We start from the raw sequence: 20350 nt of genomic DNA on the forward strand, positions 1-20350 counted from the left end.
GCAGTAAAGACAGCTCCGTGGAGCTGCCTCGGAAAACGCCGGATGTTATCACAAGAGCCGCCACGCACCTATCCCCCTGATGCGCATGGAGCATAGTTAGTTGACCGGTGACAGGCTTAACGGGGACGAGAGAGGCTCAGAGCTTCTTTGAATGCAGAATTGGGGCTTGGTTTAGCGATGTTTATTGACATTTAGGACCCCAAACACCTGTAGGAGCTGCCGAAGGCTGCGATCTTTTGATCCTGACCTGTAAAAAGCAAGATCAAAAGATCGCAGCCTTCGGCAGCTCCTACATTGAGCAGGCCAGCATCAATGCAGGCGTTTGCGGCACATCAACTGGGCCATTTTCGCGGTATCCGGGCGCTCGACGATGCCTTTTTCGGTGACGATCGCATCGATCAGGTCGGCCGGCGTCACGTCAAATACCGGGTTGAACGCTTCAACGTCCGCGCCGACGCGCTTGCCACCCACTTCGAGCAACTCGGCGCCATCACGCTCCTCGATCGGGATGTCGTCACCGCTGGCCAGATTCATGTCGATGGTCGAACTTGGCGCCACCACCATGAAACGCACACCGTGGTGCATGGCGTTGACAGCCAGTTGGTAGGTGCCGATCTTGTTGGCCACGTCACCGTTGGCGGTGATGCGGTCCGCACCGACGATCACCCAGGTCACGCCTTTGGTTTTCATGATGTGCGCAGCGGCGGAGTCGGCATTCAGGGTGACCGGAATGCCTTCGTTGGCCAGTTCCCAAGCGGTCAGGCGCGAGCCCTGCAGCCACGGACGGGTTTCATCGGCGTAAACACGCTCGACCATGCCTTCCAGATAAGCCGCGCGAATCACCCCCAGTGCCGTACCGAACCCGCCGGTAGCCAGCGCACCGGTGTTGCAGTGAGTCAGAATCGCCTGCGCATTGCCCTGGTGCTTGCGGATCAGATCAACGCCGAGCTGGGCCATGGTCAGGTTGGCTTCGCGGTCGCTTTCATGAATGGCAATGGCTTCAGCTTCCAGCGCCGCCAACGGGTCGGCGTTGCCTTTCAGACGATCCAGTCGATCGTGCATCCGGCCCAACGCCCAGAACAGATTGACTGCGGTCGGACGAGAATCGGCCAGCAAGGCGAAATCTTCTTCCAGCGCCGCAGCCCAGTCGCCACCTTCGGCCAGACGGGCACGGGCCGCCAGCACAATGCCATAGGCCGCGCTGATGCCGATGGCCGGCGCACCGCGCACCACCATCGAACGAATCGCCTCAGCCACGCCGGCGGCGCTGGTGTAGGCAATCCAGGTTTCCTCGAACGGCAAAATACGCTGATCCAGCAGGTGGAGCGCGCCATCTCGCCAATCGATGGCCTTTACTTTCTCCGCAGCCAACAGTCGATCGCGCATCCCTCACCCCGCACTCATGAACAAAAGCCGCCGATTATAGCGATCCCCCCGCGAAGACGCTCGGGTATACTTCGCCATCCTTTACAAAAGCACTGGAACCGACCCTCGATGCCGAAACCTGCCATTGCGCTCGACTTATTATTGCTGCCGACCTGGCTGGTACCCGTCGAACCTGCAGGCGTTGTGCTCAAGGAGCACGGCCTGGGCATCCGCGACGGTCGCATCGTGTTTATCGGCCCGCGCGCCGAAGCATTGAAGTGTAACGCCACAGAAACCCGGGAATTGCCGGATGTGCTGCTCGCCCCCGGTCTGATCAATGCGCACGGTCATGCGGCGATGACGCTGTTTCGTGGCCTGGCCGATGATTTGCCGCTGATGATCTGGCTGGAAAATCACATCTGGCCGGCCGAGGCCAAGTGGGTCGATGAAGATTTCGTTCGCGATGGGACTGATTTGGCTATCGCCGAGCAGATCAAGGGCGGCATCACCTGTTTTTCGGACATGTATTTCTTCCCGAAAGTCGCCAGCGAGCGTGTGCACAACAGCGGCATTCGCGCGCAGATCGCCATTCCGATCCTTGATTTCCCGATTCCGGGCGCCAGCAGCGCCGATGAAGCCATTCGTCAGGGCGTCGAGTTGTTCGGCGATCTCAAGCACCATGAACGGATCAAGATCACCTTCGGCCCCCATGCACCGTACACCGTCGGCGACGAAAACCTCGAGAAAATCCGCGTGATTGCCGAGGAGCTGGACGCCTCGATCCATATGCACGTGCACGAAACCGCTTTCGAAGTTCAGCAAGCGCTGGAGCAGCGCGGCGAACGTCCGCTCGCGCGCCTCGGTCGTCTCGGCCTGCTTGGCCCGCGCTTCCAGGCCGTGCACATGACCCAGATCAGCGATGACGACCTGGCGTTGCTGGTAGAAAGCAACACCAGCGTGATCCACTGCCCGGAATCGAACCTCAAACTCGCCAGCGGCTTCTGCCCGGTCGAGCGTTTGTGGCAGGCTGGCGTCAACGTGGCCGTTGGCACCGATGGCGCCGCCAGCAATAACGATCTCGATCTGCTCGGCGAAACCCGTACCGCTGCACTCCTGGCCAAAGCCGTCGCCGGCTCGGCCACTGCGCTGGATGCCCATCGAGCACTGCGCATGGCCACGCTGAATGGCGCGCGCGCACTGGGGATCGAGGCGCAAGTCGGCTCGCTGGAAATTGGCAAAGCTGCCGACATCGTCGCTTTCGACCTGTCCGGCCTGGCCCAGCAACCGGTATATGACCCGGTCTCGCAGCTTATATATGCCACCGGTCGCGATTGCGTGAAACACCTGTGGGTCGCCGGCAAGCAACTGCTCGACGACCGCCGCCTGACGCGCATGGACGAAGAGCAACTGGGCGTCACCGCCCGGACCTGGGGCCAGCGCATCAGCGGCCACACCGAATCGTAAACACCTTGGCGCAAACGCCAGGGCTACAGCACTTTTAAAGTTTTAGAGGATTTAACATGAGCAACGTCGACCACGCCGAAATCGCCAAATTCGAAGCCTTGGCCCATCGCTGGTGGGACCGCGAAAGCGAGTTCAAACCACTGCACGACATCAACCCGCTGCGGGTCAACTGGATTGACGAGCGGGTCAATCTGGCCGGCAAGAAAGTCCTCGACGTCGGTTGCGGTGGCGGCATCCTCAGCGAAGCCATGGCGCAACGCGGTGCCACGGTGATGGGCATCGACATGGGCGAAGCGCCGCTGGCGGTCGCGCAACTGCATCAGCTGGAATCCGGCGTCAGCGTTGAGTACCGCCAGATCACCGCCGAAGCCCTGGCCGAAGAAATGCCGGAGCAGTTTGACGTGGTCACGTGCCTGGAAATGCTTGAGCACGTGCCGGATCCGTCGTCAGTGATCCGCGCCTGCTTCCGCATGGTCAAGCCGGGCGGTCAGGTGTTCTTCTCGACCATCAACCGCAACCCGAAGGCCTACCTGTTCGCCATCATCGGCGCTGAATACATCATGAAGCTGCTGCCGCGCGGCACCCATGACTTCAAGAAATTCATCCGCCCGTCCGAGCTGGGTGCCTGGAGCCGCATGGCCGGCCTGACCGTCAAAGACATCATCGGCCTGACCTACAACCCGCTGACCAAGCACTACAAGCTGGCCAGCGACGTTGACGTCAACTACATGATCCAGACCCTGCGCGAGGAGTAAGCCGATGGCGATCAGAGCAGTTCTCTTCGACATGGACGGCACCCTACTCGACACGGCGCCGGACTTCATCGCCATCTGCCAGGCCATGCGTGCAGATCGCGGCTTGCCGCCGATCAACGACAAGCACATCCGCGACGAGATCTCCGGCGGCGCCAAAGCGATGGTTGCGGTGACGTTCTCGATGGACCCGGAGTCGCCGGGCTTCGAAGAACTGCGTCTGGAGTTCCTTGAGCGCTATCTGGTTGGCTGCGCCGTGCACAGCAAGCTGTTTGACGGCATGGGTGAACTGCTGGCCGATATCGAAAAGGCCAAGCTGATCTGGGGCGTGGTGACCAACAAGCCACTGCGCTTTGCCGAGCCGATCATGCAGCAACTGGGATTGGCTGAGCGTTCGGCGCTGCTGATCTGCCCGGATCACGTGAAGAACAGCAAGCCGGATCCGGAGCCGTTGATCCTCGCGTGCAAGATGCTTGATCTGGATCCGTCGACGGTGCTGTTTGTCGGCGATGATCTGCGTGATATCGAATCGGGGCGCGATGCCGGTACGAAAACGGCAGCGGTGACGTTCGGCTACATCCACCCGGACGACAACCCGCGGCATTGGGGGGCGGACGTGGTGGTGGATCATCCGTCGGAGCTGCGCAAGGTGCTCGATAGCGCGCTTTGCAGTTGCTGAGACCTGACGCAGAGCGTCATTGGCTGCATTCCCACGCAGAGCGTGGGAACGATCTGACTTGATGAGGTTTTTATGTTTGATTACTCCGCTCGTCCCGAATTGCTCAAGGATCGGGTCATTCTAGTCACCGGTGCCGGTCGTGGCATTGGCGCGGCGGCCGCGAAAACCTACGCCGCCCATGGCGCTACGGTACTGCTGCTGGGCAAGACCGAGGCCAATCTGACGCAGGTGTATGACGAGATCGAAGCTGCCGGGTATCCGCAACCGGCGGTGATTCCGTTCAATCTGGAAACCGCCCTGCCCCATCAGTACGATGAGCTGGCCGCGATGATCGAGACCGAGTTCGGCCACCTCGACGGTCTGCTGCACAACGCTTCGATCATCGGTCCACGCACGCCGATCGAACAGTTGTCCGGTGAAAACTTCATGCGCGTGATGCAAGTCAACGTCAACGCCATGTTCATGCTGACCAGCACCCTGCTGCCGCTGCTCAAACTGTCGCAGGATGCCTCGGTGGTGTTCACCTCCAGCAGCGTCGGTCGCAAAGGCCGTGCGTACTGGGGCGCTTATGGCGTATCGAAGTTCGCCACCGAAGGCTTGATGCAAACCCTGGCCGATGAAGTCGACGGTGTCGCGCCGGTACGCTCCAACAGCATCAACCCGGGCGGCACGCGCACCAGCATGCGCGCCCAGGCGTATCCGGGGGAAAACCCGCTGAACAACCCGACGCCGGAGGAGATCATGCCGGTCTACCTGTACCTGATGGGCCCGGACAGCTCGGGCATCAACGGCCAGGCCTTCAACGCGCAATAACTGCCATACGTCGCTTTTGTTGCCGCGGCAGATTCCTGTCGCGGCATGCATTTGCCGCTGGCGACCGTCATATTTCAGTCAATTTTCCAGCACACTCCTCCCCCTTGATCAGCCAACTTATTGATTCAAAACGGTTTAAATAAAACCGAACCGAATGGCACGACTTTCGCTCTAAATTTCCTCAAAGCATGCCGTGTGAAGGCAGTGGGGCAAAGCCGATTTCGATAGCTGACTAATCGTCTTCAGGCAGACTAAACTTACGCCAAATGTCCTACGGGACTGATGGATCAGTATGACGCGCAGCCCATAGCCGCTCTCACCCAGCCTGTAAGACAGACTTACTGCTTTAGGGGCTCACGCCATATGAAATCACCCTCCCAGACCAATGCAATTGACTTTGACAGTGCCAAATTGCAACGCCTGGGCTTTGGTCAGCTGCCTCCCCTTCTGGAGCGACCGGCCAGTCTTGCGCAATTGCGCCAGCAAATGAGCCTGCAACTGCAAACCAGCCTCGAACCGCAACGCATCCTCGGTCTGTTTTTCCGCGAAGTTCAGCGCCTCGTGCCCCTGGACGCGCTCAGCTACGTGCATCAGGGCAGCGACCTGCGCCTGGAATTCGGTGCCCGCGGCCACCACTCGATCAGCTATACCCTGAGCCACGAAGGCGAGCACATGGGCGAACTGGTGTTCCGTCGCAATCAGCGCTTCAACGACACGGAACAAGGTCAGCTGGAGTCGTTACTCTCATCCTTGCTGTACCCGATGCGCAACGCGCTGCTTTATCGCGAGGCGACTCAGAGTGCCCTGCGCGATCCGCTGACCGGCGCCGGTAACCGCATCGCCATGGAGCAAACCCTGCAGCGGGAGATCGATATGTCTCGCCGACATCAACAACCGTTGTCGCTGCTGATGCTCGATATCGACCACTTCAAGCGGGTCAACGACAGCCATGGCCACAGCGCCGGCGATGACGTGCTTAAAGCCATCGCCGCGACAATCAAGGCGCAACTGCGCAACGTCGATATGGTGTTCCGTTACGGTGGCGAAGAGTTTCTGGTGCTGCTGTCCAACACCAGCCGGGAAGCGGCAGCGATGGTCGGCGAACGACTGCGTTATGCGACGCAGGCGGCCGAATACTATGCGGATGGGCAGTTGATTGAATTGACGGTGAGCCTGGGCTGCTCAACGTTGTTGCCGGGGGAATCGGCCGACAGCTTGCTGCGCCGCGCTGACAGTGCGCTGTACGTGGCAAAGCGTGAAGGTCGCAACCGCCTGGCGATGGCGGGCTAAGCTATTCAACCAACACAAAACAGTGTGGGAGCGAGCCTGCTCGAATGCGATCTGACATTCAACCATGAGTTGACTGGCATACCGCTTTGGCGAGCAGGCTCGCTCCCACATTGGTTTTGCGTGAAGACGAATATCAGCTCTCGACTACCGCCCTGCGCTCTCGGTTGACCAGCAAGCGTTCCGACGTCTCCAGTTGCATGCAACGCTCCAGAAACAGATACATGTAGTCATAGCTCTTGCAGACGGCCTGACGCAACTCGGCCTGCAAGGCCTTGCTAGGGTTCATCCCGGCCAGGCTGCAGATGATTTCCAGCGCCTCCCACGGATGGGCATCGTCGTACTGGGCATGCATCTTCAACCACTTCATCGCGCGCTTGCGATCCTCTTCGGGAAACGCTGCGGCATACACGCCGGTGGAGCAGACCAGCGCCGACCACTCCCCGGTCGCGCCTTCGATGGCATAGTTGGTGGCCGCGATGGCCACAATCAACGAATCGGCTGAGCTGGTGTGCCAGCACCAATGACTCAAGGCATGCAGTTCGGGCGGCACATGTTGGGCCTGAAGGTCTTCCAGACTGACGCCATGTGCACGACTCCAGTGCACCCAATAATCCGCATGATTGAGTTCGACGCGGATATTGCGCATCAGCCAGCGCCGCGCCATGTCTTCGCCCGGATGCCGGGCAAACCTGGTTTTGGTGAGATTCTGCGCCATGTACAACGCAAACTGCTCAACCACCGGCCAGCCCCCGATCAGGTACTGACGCATGGTTCTGGCGCTGAGCTTGTTATCACGCATGCGCAGGTAAAGTTCATGTTCGACAACCCGGCGCTTGCTCTCGCTGCAATCCTCAATGAGCTGTTGTGCCCAGGCAGGATAACTTGCAGCTTCCATGAGTGGTCCGGTTCGGTTGAATGTGTCGATCACTGTTCGGCTCCTTTTGATTTGTGATTGTAAGGATCGGCGAGAGACTTCAACGGAACGTGCCAGGCGCTTTGAATAACAGCGGTTGCGGTCTGGCGGGCCGACTTTGCAAACTGTCGCAGGTAAACAACTGTGGGCGTTCTATAACATAACCCTGAGCGTAATCCACACCAATTTCAAGCAGGGCCTGCTCGATCTGGGTTGTTTCAACAAACTCGGCAATTGTCTTTTTACCCATGACATGCCCGATGTGATTGATCACTTCGACCATTGCGCGGTTAATCGGGTCGTCCAGCATATCCTTTACGAAACTCCCGTCGATCTTCAGGAAGTCTACAGGCAAATGTTTCAGATAAGCGAATGAAGACATTCCGGCGCAAAAATCATCTAACGAAAAATAGCAACCTAAGCCTTTGAGTTCATTAATAAATCTTATTGCACTGCCCAGATTTGAAATTGCACTGGTTTCTGTAATTTCAAAACAAATCATTTCAGGCGGTATTGCATAGTTAACAAACTGTTCCCGCAGAAAGTGCAAAAACGCGTCATCTCCTATAGTAATGCCTGACAGATTAATCGCACACATTGCTAAAGGTTGTTGATGTTCTTGTGCAATACATTGAGCAATAACCTTAAATACATTCTGAACTACCCAACGATCCAGTTGACTCATCAAACCATAGCGCTCGGCTGCGGGAATGAAACTGTCCGGCAGAATCATCCGCCCGGCTTCATCATGCAGACGCAGCAGAATCTCGATATGCCCACCGTTGTTGTCACCCGACTTGAGCGGAGCGATTTCCTGGGCGTACAGACAAAAACGGTTTTCTTCCAGGGCCATGTGCAAGCGTTGCACCCAGGCCATCTCACCAAAGCGCAGGGACAGTTCGGAATCGTCAGCGTGATAGACCTGCACGCGGTTACGGCCCTTTTCCTTGGCCATGTAACAGGCCATATCTGCGGCACGCAATGAGGCTTCGAGGGTCGTCGGGATTTGTGCGATATGCACCAGGCCAATGCTCACGGTGGTCAGGAACGGCCGCCCCTTCCAGACAAAGTGCAGATTCTGCACAGTCTGACGCAGCGCCTCGGCAATCTTTTCCGCCGCATCCGGCGCGCAGTTCTCCAGCAAGATGCCGAACTCATCACCACCCAGTCGCGCCAGCGTATCGCCCTCGCGCAGTCCGGACTGCAGCAGCGTACAAATGTGCCGCAACAACTCATCGCCGGCGGCATGGCCGCAGGTGTCGTTAACCAGTTTGAATTGATCAAGATCGAGGAACATCAGCGCATGCCGCCCGGTATGGCGCGTGAGATTGTGCAGCGCCTGCTCCAGGCGATATTCGAACTCGCGACGGTTAGCCAGCCCGGTCAGCGCGTCATGGGTGGCCTGCCACGACAGATTGGCGATGTATTGCCGTTCCTGGGTCATATCGTGCAAGACCAGCACCGTGCCACTGACCTTTCCGGCATTACGGATCGGCGCGCCGACCAGGGTCACCGACAATGTCGTGCCATCGAGGCGCTGGATCAGCTTCGAGTGCTCGCTGCCGCCACTAAGCTTGCCGCTGAGAATGTGCTCGATCAGGGTCAGCCCTTCGGACTGGGCGTTGTCGTCGAGCAGATTGAACAATGCCGCCAGCGGCAAACCCGCCGCCTGTTCGGCTTTCCAGTGGGTCATGGCTTCAGCGGCCGGGTTCATGTAATCGATAGCGCCGCTGACGTCGGTGGTAATGACGCCATCACCGATCGAATGCAAGGTAACGTGCGCCCGATCCTTCTCCAGTTGCAGCGCCTCGGCAAAGGCATGGCGCTGTTTGAGCAACTTGTGCGTACGCCACAGGGCCAGCACGATCAACCCCAGCGCCGTGGCGAGATTGGTCAACAGCAGCAGCCGCAGGATCATCCGCGAGCCTTCGCCCAAGGCATCGCTGAAGGCTTTCGCAGCCGGAGTCACGCCATCGTTGATGGCGAAAATCCGTGCCTTCCAGTGCTGGATATCAGTGCTGCTGGCACTGTTTTGCGAAATGCTGCGGTGCATCTCCTGCGCCACGTCATCCAGCTCGACCAGGTAGGCGTCACCGACCGTCCAGCGGTCAATTGCGGTTTCCAGATAACTGAAATGGCGGAAGTTGAGGTACAGCCAGATCAGGCTGGAAACGTCGTCCGGGTGGTTACCACCCTTTAGAATGCCTTCGCGCGCCGCGGCCAGATCCGGTGGTTGATGATCCAGCGCCAGACGCAACTGATGCCCGCCTTGCGGCACACCGATCGCAGTGCGGTACTTGAGGAAAATCGCCTCGTCACGGCTGTCGGCGTAGAGATTGAGGTAGTAAATCGCGTCTTTCTGGCCCTTGGACCAGAGGCTTTCACCAGCGACGTAACCGCGAACCGCCGAGAGCACGTAAAGACTCACGCCGCCCAATAACGCTTGAAACAACACGACGGCAATAAATGGCCAGACGATGCCCAACAACCGTGGCGTTCCGAGAGTCCGCTTTTGCTTCATGAGATCCCTTGCGCAAGCACTGCCAGATGAACACCGGAAAATCCCGCTCCTGACAGCTCAGCCTAGGCTAATTTTCGCCAAGTCAAAGGGACAGCTCTGCCGTCCTCTAGGTCGATTGTGCAAATGGCGGGACTGTACGGGCGTTCCGAGTGATTTTACTTAATGCAATTCAAGCACTAAGCACAGAAACCGGCACGAAACTCAAGGGCGCTGGATCTGCTGCAGATGACCATAGAGCTTGGCATACAGGCCACCGTCGGCAATCAACTGCTGATGATCGCCGTCTTCAGCGACCTGGCCACCATCGAACACCAGCACGCGATCAGCCTGTTTCACCGCCGACAGTCGGTGGGCAATGATCAGCGTGGTGCGGCCATTGAGGAAGCGCGCCATGGCCTGGTGCAGGTTGTACTCGGTGGCCGCGTCGAGGGCCGAGGTGGCTTCGTCGAGGATCACGACTTTCGGTTCGGCGAGGATCATCCGCGCGATGGCCAGACGTTGCCGCTGCCCACCGGACAGGCGCACGCCGGAGCGGCCGACGATACTGTCCAGACCATTGGGCAAGGCGCGGATGGTCGCTTCGAGCTGAGCGATTTCCAGCGCCTGCCAGCACGCCTCGTCACTGCGGGTGCGGCCCATGGTCAGGTTGGCGCGCACGGTGTCGTTAAACAGCGCCGGGTGCTGCAACACCACCGCGACGTTTTCGCGAACCGTGTCCAGACCGATTTCCTGCTGGGTCGAACCGCCGAAGCGGATGGTGCCGGACAGTGGTGTATACAGCCCGAGCAGCAATTGCACGAGGGTACTTTTGCCGCCGCCACTGGCGCCAACAATCGCGACTTTTTCACCGGGAGCAATCGACAGATTCAGCTGATCCAGCACTAGGTCATCGCCGTAGCCGAAGCTCAGGCCCTGTACCTGAATACCTACGGTGTCACGGCCCTTGAACGGATCGACACCGCCGGGATATTGCGGCTCATCGGCGCGCGCCAGCAGTTCGTTGATCCGCGCCAGCGCCCCGCCCGCCGCGTAATAGGCGTATTGCAGATTGAGCAGTTGCTCGACCGGGCCGATCATGAACCACAGGTAACTGAACACCGCGAGCATCTGGCCGATCGACAGGTCGGAGAACAACACCGTGAGCATCGCCGCCGCGCGGAAGATGTCGATACCGAACTGGAACAACAAACCGCTGGCGCGGTTGGAAGCGTCGGTTTTCCACTGCGAATTGACCGCGTAGTTGCGCACTTCCTGCGCCCGCAGACCGAGCCGCCCGAGGAAGAAACCCTGACGGTTGCCGGCACGGATCTCCTGAATCGCATCAAGGGTTTCGCTCAACGCCTGGGTGAAGCGCGAGGTGCTGTCGTTCTCGAGTTTCTTCAGGTGTTTGACGCGTTTGCCCAACTGCACCGTGGCGTAGATCACCAGCGGGTTGAACAGCAGAATCAGCAGCGCCAGTTTCCAGTGCATCCACAGCAGGATGCTCGCGGTGCCGACCAGCGTCAGCATCGCCACCAGAAAGCGACTGAGGGTTTCGCCGACGAATTTGTCGAGGGTATCCAGATCAGTGACCAGGTGCGTCGTGACTGTGCCGCTACCAAGGCTTTCGTATTCGCCGAGGGAAATCCGCTTGAGGCGTTCGATCAGACGCACGCGAATACGATAAACAATGTCCTTGGCCAGCCGTGCAAACAGCCGCGACTGCAACACGCCGAAGCACAGCGAACTGCAACGCAGGGTAAGGGTCACCAGCAGCATCAGGCCTATATAGCCGGCCGCTTGCTGCCACATCGTCGGCAGCACATGGTTCATGACTTTCAGCGCGGCATCGCCATGGCCGAGAAGGACTTCGTCCACTAGCAATGGCAGCAGCAATGGGATCGGCACGCTGCACAGCGTCGCCAGCACAGCCACGCCGTTGGCAATCCATAGGGATTTTTTGTGAGTGAGTGCCAGTCGCCGGACTTCTGCCCAGCTCAGCCGGTCGACACGCTTTACGGCTGGCGTGTCATCGGCCAGGTCAGGCACAGGCGGCGCGCTCCAGCCAGCGGCCGAGCAATGGCGACAGTTCGCTGAGCGGTTGATAGCCATTGGTCAGCAGCGCCAGTTGGCCATTGCGTTCGGCGAGCAGGGTCGGGAAACCGGCGATGCCCAGATCTTGCACCCAACTGAAATCGGCCTGAGTGGCTTTGTGTTGATCGGCATGATCGAACAACGCCGCGAACTCGATGCGCGGCACACCCGCCTGCTCCGCCAACTCGACCAGTACACTGGCTTGGGTGACATCGCGGCCTTCAGCGTAAAACGCCTGCTGGATCAGCCCGACCAACTTCCACGCGCAATCCGGCGCCAGACTGCGCGCCGTGACGATTGCGCGGCAGGCAGGCTCAGTGTCGTAGACAAAACCGTCGGGCAACGCGCCGTCAAATTTGAACGGCTGGCCGGTGGCCTCGGTGACCGCTTGCCAATGTTCAAGAATGTAGCGACGCGTGGTCGGCTCCAGCGCCGAGCCGCTGCCGGTGCGCAAACCACCGACCACCAGATGCAACTCCACCCCGGCTGCTTGCGCCTGCTCGACCAATGCCTTGGCCACCGGAGCAAAACCCCAGCACCACGAACACATCGGATCCATCACATAGAGCAGGCGCGCAGACATGGTTAAGCCTCGGTGGATGCTTGCTTGTAGTTGTAGCCGATCGGGTGCGGCTGGTTACGCGCCTTGGCCAGTTCGATCTGTTTCTGCCGATCGATGGCGCTGCGGCGGGTTTTCTCGCTCAACGTGTCCCAGCAATGCGGGCAGCTGATGCCGGCAACGTAATGCTCGCTGGTGCGATCTTCAACGCTGACCGGTGTGCGGCAGGCATGACATTGATCGTAGTCGCCTTCGCTGAGGTCGTGACGCACGGTCACGCGGTTGTCGAACACGAAGCAGTCGCCCTGCCACTTGGTTTCTTCCTGCGGCACCTCTTCGAGGTACTTCAGGATGCCACCCTTGAGGTGGTAAACCTCTTCGAAACCCTCGCCGAGCATGTAGCTCGAAGCTTTCTCGCAGCGAATGCCACCGGTGCAGAACATTGCGACCTTCTTGTGCACGGCCGGGTCGAAGTGTTCTTTGATGTAGTCGGGGAATTCGCGAAAACTGGTGGTTTTCGGATCGATGGCGCCTTCGAAAGTGCCGATCGATACTTCGTAATCGTTACGGGTGTCGATCAACAGCACTTCCGGGTCACTGATCAGCGCGTTCCAGTCTTGCGGATCAACGTAGGTGCCGACCTTTTTGTTCGGGTCGACGCCTTCGACACCGAGGGTGACGATCTCTTTCTTCAGTTTGACCTTGGTGCGATAGAACGGCTGCTCGTCGCAGTACGACTCTTTGTGATCGATGTCGATCATGCGTGGGTCGTTCTTCAGCCAGGCGAGCAGACCGTCGATGCCTTCGCGAGTGCCGGACACCGTGCCGTTGATGCCTTCTTCGGCGATCAGCAGGGTGCCTTTGATCTGGTTGTCGACCATCGCTTGCAGCAGCGGCTCGCGCAGGTTGACGTAATCTTCGAGGGTGACGAACTTATACAGTGCCGCCACGACAATCGGTTGTGTCATGGGTATTTCTCCAGGTGGCTACCCTCGCAAAGGGTGAACCGGATTCAAAAAAAAAAACGCGCCGGGTGAGCGGCGCGTTGCGGATTCTAGCAAAAAACCGAAGCTTAATGCTTACTGCCGCCAGCACAGGTCGGCGATGCCGGAGCGGCGCCGATCTCTGCCCATTCCTGCGGGGTGTAGGTGTGCAGCGCCAACGCATGGAACTCGCCCATCAGCTCACCGAGCGTGCCGTAGACTTTCTGGTGGCGCTTGACCCGGTTCAGGCCGTCGAACTGCGCGCTGACCACTACGGCCTTGAAGTGCGTCTGCAACCCGCGACTGTGCATGTGGCTTTCATCCAGCACTTGCAGGTGCTCAGGCTGAAGCAGGGCCAGCGTCGATTCGATGCGTTGTTGCATGGTCATCACGAACTCCGCTTACTTCTTCTTGGCCGGCGCAGCAGCGCTTTTCGGGTCCAGCTCTTTGGTCATGTCGTCGAGCAGCTTGTTGACGACAGGCACGGCGCTTTCCAGTTTGGCCTGGGTCATCTGGGCCGATTGCTGAGTCAGCTGCGGCATTTTTTCCAGGACTTTCTTGCCCAGTGGCGACTTGTAGAACGCGACCAGATCTTTCAGCTCGGATTCGCTGAAGTTGCTGGTGTAAAGCTTGACCATGTCAGGCTTGAGCTTGTTCCAGCCGATGGCCTGGTCCAGGGCGGCGTTGGCCTTGGCCTGGTAGGTTTCCAGAACGGCTTTCTTGGCTTCCGGGGCTTTGGTCTGTTCAAAACGCTGAGCGAACATTTGCTGCACTTGCATGTACACCGGAGTGCCCAGCTTGTCAGCGTGCGCCAGGGTCAGGAAAGCTTCAGCACTGGCGTTGTGGCTGGCGGTATCGGCAAGCACCTGGCCGCTGGCGCAAACCAGTGCAACCGCGGTGCAGATGGCACGAAGACGAGTCATCGAGTTTCCTTTTCAGCTAGGCGAGGTAAAACCCCAAGGGCGACCATTCTGCGCCTAAAAAACCTCGTGGCTCAACCCCCGAGCCTTGCCGTGCTTGATTGGCCGGGTTTTACCGGTCAACAATCGGTTCGAGGGAACCACCACGGCCGATGCCGGCCTAAACTGCGCAAACAGACCAACAGGAGTGTGCACGATGAGCCGTATCGAAACCGACAGCCTGGGCCAGATCGAAGTCCCGGACGACGCCTACTGGGGTGCTCAGACGCAACGCTCGCTGATCAACTTCGCCATTGGTCAGGAACGCATGCCGCTGCCGGTACTGCACGCTCTGGCCCTGATCAAGAAAGCCGCTGCACGGGTCAACGACCGTAACGGCGATTTGCCCGCCGACATTGCCCGCCTGATCGAGCAGGCTGCCGACGAAGTGCTCGACGGCCAGCACGACGACCAGTTTCCGCTGGTGGTCTGGCAGACCGGCAGCGGCACGCAGAGCAATATGAACGTCAACGAGGTGATTGCCGGTCGCGCCAACGAACTGGCCGGTAACCCGCGCGGCGGCAAGACGCCGGTGCACCCCAACGATCACGTCAACCGCTCGCAAAGCTCCAACGACTGCTTCCCCACCGCCATGAGCATTGCCACCGCCCAGGCTGTGCAGGAACAACTGCTGCCGGCGATCGCCGAGCTGTCCGGTGGTCTCGCCGAACTGGCGGCGCGGCACATGAAACTGGTAAAGACCGGTCGTACGCACATGATGGACGCGACACCGATCACCTTTGGTCAAGAGCTTTCCGGTTTTATCGCGCAGCTGGATTACGCCGAACGCGCAATCCGCGCTGCATTGCCAGCCGTGTGTGAACTGGCTCAGGGCGGCACCGCGGTCGGCACCGGGCTGAATTCGCCGCATGGTTTTGGTGAGGCGATTGCTGCAGAACTGGCGGCGCTGTCCGGCCTGCCCTTCGTCACCGCGCCGAACAAGTTCGCCGCCCTCGCCGGCCACGAACCGCTGACCAGCCTGTCCGGTGCGCTGAAAACCCTCGCCGTGGCGCTGATGAAAATCGCCAACGACCTGCGCCTGCTCGGCTCCGGTCCCCGCGCAGGTTTTGCCGAGGTGCGGCTGCCGGCAAATGAGCCGGGCAGCTCGATCATGCCCGGCAAGGTCAACCCGACCCAGTGCGAAGCGCTGTCGATGCTCGCCTGTCAGGTGCTGGGCAACGATGTGACCATCGGCATTGCCGCGAGTCAGGGTCACTTGCAGTTGAACGTGTTCAAACCGGTGATCATCCACAACCTGCTGCAATCGATTCGCCTGCTCGCCGATGGCTGCAGCAACTTCCAGCAGCACTGCATTGCCGGGCTGGAACCAGATGCCGAAGTCATGGCCAGACATCTGGAACGAGGGCTGATGCTGGTGACGGCACTGAATCCGCATATTGGTTATGACAAGTCGGCGGAGATCGCCAAGAAGGCTTACAGCGAAGGGCTGACTTTGCGTGAGGCGGCGTTGGCGTTGGGCTATCTGACGGATGAAGAGTTTGATGCGTGGGTGCGGCCGGAGAATATGATCGAGGCTGGCGCCAAGGGCTAAACAGCAAAAGATCGCAGCCTGCGGCAGCTCCTACATTGGAATGCGTCCTCTGTAGGAGCTGCCGCAGGCTGCGATCTTTTGATCTTCAAGCCATACGCATGCGCCGCGCCTTGAGCCCGGCAATCAACGAAGGCCCCAACGCCACCAGCGCCGAACCCAACACCACTAACACCGCCCCGCCATAGCCAAGCCCATTGATCTGCTCGGCATGCACATAGTCCGGCCAGATCCCAGCCGCAATGGCCACTGCGCCAAACGTCACCAACGGCGTAATCGCCAACGTCGCACTGACCCGCGACGCCTCCCAATGCGCCAGCGCTTCAGCGAACGCGCCATAGGCAATCAGCGTATTCATACAGCACGCCAGCAGCAGCCAGCCCTGTAACGGGCTGAGGTTCAGCGCTTCGAGCGGATGCACCCACGGCGTCAGCAACAGTGCGCAGAACAGGTAGATCACCATCATCACCTGCAACGAATTCCATACCGTCAGCAATTGCTTCTGGCCCAGCGCATAGAAGGTCCACACCGTCGACGCCAACAGCACCAGCAAAACCCCGGCGGTGTAATCCGACAACGAGGTCAGCAGCTCCGCCAGACGCTGATTGAAAAACAGCACGAAACCGATCAACAGCACCGCCAACCCGATTCCCTGACCAATACTGAAACGCTCCTTGAACACAAACAGACTGGCGATCAACAACATGATCGGGCCCATCTGCACCACCAGTTGCGCGGTGCCGGGGCTGAGCAGATTGAGCCCCATCAGGTACAACACATAGTTGCCGACCAGCCCGAGCACCGCCATCAGCACCAGCCAACCACCCCTGGGACCCAGCACTTTGCGACTGGGCAGGCGTTTTACCACCGCCAGATAAATAAACAGACAGCCACCGGACACCAGCAGACGAAACCAGGTCACCGTGACCGGGTCCATCACCAGCAAGACCTGTTTGAGTTTGATCGGCAGGATGCCCCATAGAAACGCGGTCAGCAGCGCCAGGAACAAGCCGTACACCCAGCGACCCGATGAAATGTGCATGGAAACCCCAAAGCCTGCTGACAAGTGCGCTCATTCTAGGCGCGCCATGAACCGACACACAGGGACAGTTAAGGCCAGGACGCGAATGAAACTGTGCAGGTCGCAGCATTAAATTGACGCGCCGCCGTTGATCGGCTGGCCGGGCGAGCCAAGTGCTTCAGGCATAAGCTCATTGGATCCCTTCCAGCACATCAGCCAAGGAGACCGCTCATGTTAGGAATGCGCGCCCGCGACAGCGCCCCCGAAATGCACTTTCGCAGCGACCGGGTGTGCCGGATCAATGGCGAACTGTTTTTCAGCACTCGCGAAAATACCCTTGAAGGGCCGTTTGAGAGTGCCGTCCAGATTGAGAAGGAAATCCAGGCTTACATCGCGCGGATGCAAGGACAGAATTCCAGTCGTTAAGCGGTGGTGATCCAATCGCTGGCAAGCCAGCTCCCACAGGATTAGTGGCGTACACAATTTGTGCGACCGCTACGAAACCTGTGGAAGCTGGCTTGCCAGCGATAGCAATGGAACAGACAACAAAAATGCTCTGGCTTAGCTAACCGCCTCAAACAACCCGGTCGCGCCCATCCCGCCACCCACGCACATGGTGACAATGCCATAACGCAAATTACGCCGCTGCAACTCCCGCACCAGATGCCCGACCTGCCGCGACCCGGTCATACCAAACGGGTGACCAATGGAAATCGAGCCGCCATTGACGTTGTATTTCTCATTATCGATCTCCAGCCGATCCCGGCTGTACAGGCACTGCGAAGCAAACGCCTCGTTCAGTTCCCACAGATCGATATCCGCCACCTGCAAGCCTTTGGCTTTGAGCAGCTTCGGCACCGAGAAAACCGGGCCGATGCCCATTTCGTCCGGCTCGCAACCGGTCACGGTGAAGCCGCGAAAAAATGCTTTCGGCTTGAGGCCCAACTGCAAGGCTTTCTCCAGGCTCATCACCAGCGTCATCGACGCACCGTCGGACAGCTGCGACGAGTTGCCCGCCGTGACCGAACCATCCTCAGCAAACACCGGTTTCAACCCGGCGAGACTTTCATAGGTGGTGTCCGGGCGATTGCAGTCGTCGCGATCAACCACACCGTCGAGAATCTGCACTGCACCGGTGTTTTTGTCCTCGACGCGGTACTTCACCGCCATCGGCACGATTTCATCGTTGAACAGTCCGGCAGCCTGCGCCTGAGCGGTGCGGATCTGGCTCTGCAATGAATAGCGATCCTGCGCTTCACGGCTGACGCCATAACGCCGCGCGACCACTTCGGCGGTCTGGCCCATCGTGTAGTAGATGCCCGGCGTTTGCTGTTTGAGCAGCGGGTTGATCAGGTGATCGGTGTTGACGCTTTTCATCGTCAGGCTGATCGACTCGACGCCGCCGGCAACGATGATGTCGCTGCAACCCGAGGCAATCTGGTTGGCAGCAATCGCAATCGCCTGCAAGCCCGATGAACAGAAACGGTTGAGGGTCATGCCGGCGGTGCCGGTGCCCAAACGCGACAGCACCGCGACGTTACGGCCGATGTTGTAGCCCTGCGCGCCTTCGTTGGAGCCGGCGCCGACGATGCAATCCTCGACGCTGGCCGGATCGATGTCGTTGCGCTCAAGCAGCGCGTTGACGCAATGGGCCGCCATGTCATCGGGGCGGGTCTGGTTGAACTTGCCGCGAAAGGATTTGGCCAGGCCAGTCCGCACGCTGTCGACGATCACCACTTCACGCATGGCATACCTCATTGTTTTAGTCGGTTGAGAGTGGACCGAGCATAAGTCCACCGCATCAACCACCGCGACAATCATTCACCCCGCGTATGCGCGTCTATCGGCTCAGTCCTTGTGTTTCTTCGCGTGCTTGTCGGATTTCTCGAAGGCCTCTTCCAGTGCACGGTTGATTGTGCGCAACACCTTCACCCGAGCCCAGCGCTTGTCATTGGCCTCGATCAGCGTCCATGGCGAGATTTCCGAGCTGGTGCGGTCGACCATATCGCCGACGGCAGCGCGATAGGCGTCCCACTTGTCGCGGTTGCGCCAGTCGTCTTCGGTGATCTTGAAGCGTTTGAAGGGGATCGCTTCGCGCGCCTGAAATCGCTCCATCTGCGTGTCTTTATCAATCGCCAGCCAGAACTTGACGACGATCACTCCGGCGTCGGACAGCTGCTCTTCAAAATCGTTGATTTCGCCGTAGGCACGCAACCAGTCGGCCGGCGTGCAGAAGCCCTCAATCCGCTCTACCAGCACCCGGCCGTACCAAGAGCGGTCGAACACGGTGAACTTGCCGCGCGCCGGAATGTGCCGCCAAAAGCGCCACAAGTACGGCTGAGCGCGCTCCTCCTCAGTCGGTGCGGCGATCGGCACGATGTTGTATTGCCGTGGATCGAGCGCCGCCGCGACCCGACGGATCGCCCCGCCCTTGCCGGCGGCATCGTTGCCCTCGAACACCGCCACCAGGGCGTGGCGGCGCATGCGTTTGTCGCGCATCAGCCCAGACAAGCGCGCCTGCTCGGTGATCAGTTGTTCTTCGTAGTCTTTCTTCTCCAGACGCTGGGTCAGGTCGAGGCTGTCGAGCAGGTTCAACTGATCGACCGGCGTGCCCAACGGCGCGGCGCTGACATCGTGCGGATGAACGTCCGGACGCTTCAGCGCATTTTGCAAACCTTCGAGGAGAATCTTGCCGACCGCCAGGCTGCGATAGTTGGCGTCGGCGCCTTCGATCACATGCCACGGCGCGTAATCGCGACTGGTACGGCGCAGCACGCGCTCGCCGTATTTGACGAACTTGTCGTAGGTTTCCGATTGCTGCCAGTCCAGCGGGCTGATGCGCCAGCTGTGCAACGGGTCATCAGCCAGCGCCTTGAGCCGGGCCTTCATCTGTTTTTTGGACAGGTGAAACCAGAATTTGAAAATCAGTGCGCCTTCATCGCAGAGCATCTTTTCCAGACGCTCGGCGCCGGCGATCGCCTGATCCAGACGCGGATCCTTGAACAGGCCATGCACCCGCCCCTGCAGCATCTGGCTGTACCAGTTGCCGAAAAAAATGCCCATGCGCCCCTTGGCCGGGAGCATTCGCCAGTAGCGCCATGCCGGAGGCCGTGACAACTCCTCATCGGTCTGCTGATCGAAGGTGCGCACTTCGATCAGGCGCGGGTCCATCCACTCGTTGAGCAACTTGACCGTCTCGCCCTTGCCCGCGCCTTCAATGCCGTTGATCAAGATGATCACCGGAAAACGCTTCTGCTGCTGCAGTTCGAACTGAGCTTCGAGCAAGGCTTCACGCAATGCCGGGACGGCCGCATCAAAGGTGTCTTTGTCGATGGCGTGACCGATTTCAGCGGATTCAAACATGGGACGGCTCCTTCCAGGATTCAGCAAGACTAGCGGATTGGGCACA

The 20350-nt window shown here is 59.3% G+C and carries 18 protein-coding genes; 7 read left to right on the plus strand and 11 right to left on the minus strand.

What is annotated here, in order from left to right; genetic code table 11:
* Positions 1 to 309 precede the first annotated feature (309 nt).
* Positions 310 to 1386 (minus strand): S-methyl-5-thioribose-1-phosphate isomerase, encoded by a 1077-nt coding sequence (mtnA, locus tag CKW26_RS10720; protein WP_095048565.1) that lies wholly within the window; start codon positions 1384 to 1386, stop codon positions 310 to 312.
* A 108-nt stretch (positions 1387 to 1494) separates the two neighbouring features.
* On the opposite strand from mtnA, the gene CKW26_RS10725 reads away from it, so the two are divergent.
* The 5 genes from CKW26_RS10725 (at position 1495) to CKW26_RS10745 (ending at position 6363) form a co-directional block, all read left to right on the plus strand.
* On the plus strand, positions 1495 to 2829 hold the full coding sequence (locus tag CKW26_RS10725; protein ID WP_095048566.1) for a TRZ/ATZ family hydrolase: 1335 nt from the start codon (positions 1495 to 1497) through the stop codon (positions 2827 to 2829).
* 56 nt (positions 2830 to 2885) lie between these two features.
* The gene (gene ubiG, locus CKW26_RS10730; protein WP_093435309.1) at positions 2886 to 3584 is read left to right on the plus strand and encodes a bifunctional 2-polyprenyl-6-hydroxyphenol methylase/3-demethylubiquinol 3-O-methyltransferase UbiG; all 699 of its coding nucleotides are present in this window, start codon (positions 2886 to 2888) and stop codon (positions 3582 to 3584) included.
* 4 nt (positions 3585 to 3588) lie between these two features.
* On the plus strand, positions 3589 to 4260 hold the full coding sequence (gene mupP, locus CKW26_RS10735) for an N-acetylmuramic acid 6-phosphate phosphatase MupP (RefSeq protein WP_095048567.1): 672 nt from the start codon (positions 3589 to 3591) through the stop codon (positions 4258 to 4260).
* Between the two features lie 72 nt (positions 4261 to 4332).
* Positions 4333 to 5073, plus strand: a complete 741-nt coding sequence (locus tag CKW26_RS10740; protein ID WP_095048568.1) for a YciK family oxidoreductase — start codon at positions 4333 to 4335, stop codon at positions 5071 to 5073.
* A gap of 363 nt (positions 5074 to 5436) precedes the next feature.
* Complete coding sequence (locus tag CKW26_RS10745) at positions 5437 to 6363, plus strand: GGDEF domain-containing protein (RefSeq protein ID WP_095048569.1); 927 nt, start codon at positions 5437 to 5439, stop codon at positions 6361 to 6363.
* A gap of 133 nt (positions 6364 to 6496) precedes the next feature.
* Here CKW26_RS10745 and CKW26_RS10750 read toward each other — a convergent pair whose 3' ends face one another.
* From CKW26_RS10750 to CKW26_RS10780, 7 genes are all read right to left on the minus strand, one after another.
* Positions 6497 to 7258, minus strand: coding sequence for a TenA family transcriptional regulator (locus CKW26_RS10750; protein ID WP_371917960.1), 762 nt, complete (start codon positions 7256 to 7258; stop codon positions 6497 to 6499).
* A gap of 79 nt (positions 7259 to 7337) precedes the next feature.
* Entirely contained in the window at positions 7338 to 9797 is a 2460-nt protein-coding gene (locus CKW26_RS10755; RefSeq protein ID WP_095048571.1) for an EAL domain-containing protein, read from the minus strand.
* Positions 9798 to 9998: 201 nt separating this feature from the next.
* On the minus strand, positions 9999 to 11825 hold the full coding sequence (locus tag CKW26_RS10760) for an ABC transporter ATP-binding protein (protein ID WP_095048572.1): 1827 nt from the start codon (positions 11823 to 11825) through the stop codon (positions 9999 to 10001).
* Positions 11818 to 12420, minus strand: coding sequence for a DsbA family protein (locus CKW26_RS10765; protein ID WP_177409247.1), 603 nt, complete (start codon positions 12418 to 12420; stop codon positions 11818 to 11820). The genes CKW26_RS10760 and CKW26_RS10765 overlap by 8 nt, the downstream gene beginning before the upstream one ends.
* 35 nt (positions 12421 to 12455) lie before the next feature.
* On the minus strand, positions 12456 to 13397 hold the full coding sequence (locus tag CKW26_RS10770; protein WP_095048574.1) for a rhodanese-related sulfurtransferase: 942 nt from the start codon (positions 13395 to 13397) through the stop codon (positions 12456 to 12458).
* Between the two features lie 104 nt (positions 13398 to 13501).
* Positions 13502 to 13801, minus strand: a complete 300-nt coding sequence (locus CKW26_RS10775) for a BolA family transcriptional regulator (protein ID WP_007908388.1) — start codon at positions 13799 to 13801, stop codon at positions 13502 to 13504.
* 12 nt (positions 13802 to 13813) lie between these two features.
* Positions 13814 to 14335: a DUF2059 domain-containing protein gene (locus tag CKW26_RS10780; RefSeq protein WP_095048575.1), complete on the minus strand. Its 522-nt coding sequence runs from the start codon at positions 14333 to 14335 to the stop codon at positions 13814 to 13816.
* A gap of 193 nt (positions 14336 to 14528) precedes the next feature.
* Here CKW26_RS10780 and CKW26_RS10785 point away from each other — a divergent pair, with 193 nt between their 5' ends.
* On the plus strand, positions 14529 to 15923 hold the full coding sequence (locus CKW26_RS10785) for a class II fumarate hydratase (RefSeq protein WP_007908383.1): 1395 nt from the start codon (positions 14529 to 14531) through the stop codon (positions 15921 to 15923).
* 85 nt (positions 15924 to 16008) lie between these two features.
* On the opposite strand, the gene CKW26_RS10790 is transcribed toward CKW26_RS10785, so the two are convergent.
* Positions 16009 to 16962 carry a DMT family transporter gene (locus CKW26_RS10790; RefSeq protein ID WP_095048576.1) on the minus strand — a complete coding sequence of 318 codons (954 nt, stop codon included), beginning with the start codon at positions 16960 to 16962 and terminating at the stop codon, positions 16009 to 16011.
* Positions 16963 to 17172: 210 nt separating this feature from the next.
* Between CKW26_RS10790 and CKW26_RS10795 the strand changes: the two genes are divergently transcribed.
* On the plus strand, positions 17173 to 17367 hold the full coding sequence (locus CKW26_RS10795; RefSeq protein ID WP_095048577.1) for a DUF6316 family protein: 195 nt from the start codon (positions 17173 to 17175) through the stop codon (positions 17365 to 17367).
* A 135-nt stretch (positions 17368 to 17502) separates the two neighbouring features.
* Here CKW26_RS10795 and CKW26_RS10800 read toward each other — a convergent pair whose 3' ends face one another.
* Together CKW26_RS10800 and pap are read right to left on the minus strand one after the other, a co-directional pair.
* Positions 17503 to 18687 (minus strand): thiolase family protein, encoded by a 1185-nt coding sequence (locus CKW26_RS10800; protein WP_095048578.1) that lies wholly within the window; start codon positions 18685 to 18687, stop codon positions 17503 to 17505.
* 102 nt (positions 18688 to 18789) lie between these two features.
* Positions 18790 to 20304 carry a polyphosphate:AMP phosphotransferase gene (pap, locus tag CKW26_RS10805; protein WP_095048579.1) on the minus strand — a complete coding sequence of 505 codons (1515 nt, stop codon included), beginning with the start codon at positions 20302 to 20304 and terminating at the stop codon, positions 18790 to 18792.
* Positions 20305 to 20350 lie beyond the last annotated feature (46 nt).

Source organism: Pseudomonas sp. Irchel s3h9 (assembly GCF_900187475.1).
In the GTDB taxonomy this organism is placed as follows: domain Bacteria; phylum Pseudomonadota; class Gammaproteobacteria; order Pseudomonadales; family Pseudomonadaceae; genus Aquipseudomonas; species Aquipseudomonas neuropathica.